This window comes from Chryseobacterium sp. SIMBA_038 (assembly GCF_046535115.1).
Lineage (GTDB): Bacteria > Bacteroidota > Bacteroidia > Flavobacteriales > Weeksellaceae > Chryseobacterium.
The window spans coordinates 1-244 of sequence record NZ_JAWRXH010000374.1; the positions used below are offsets into that span (position 1 = coordinate 1).

Annotated in this window: 1 protein-coding gene; it reads left to right on the forward strand. The window is 59.0% G+C overall.

The annotated features are described in order from the left end of the window. The coding region (locus SB689_RS23950) for an AAA family ATPase (RefSeq protein ID WP_410694523.1) at positions 1-244 on the forward strand (244 nt) is incomplete at both ends.

The following is a 244-nucleotide window of genomic DNA, read 5'->3' on the forward strand; positions in this document are numbered from 1 at the left end:
TCCGGCAAGTCCACGCTGGTCGATAGTCTGTTCTGGTGCCTCTACGGCCGCACAGCACGCGGCGTGACCACTGACGATGTGATCAATGACACGATTGGCAAGGACTGTCGTGTGAGCCTCACAGTCGAGGATGGAGCCGATGCCTATGTGATTGCCCGGCACCGCAAGCACCACGTCAACAAGAACCGCCTGACGCTCAAGCACAACGGCACCGATATCACCTACGGCACCGACAAGCAGACAC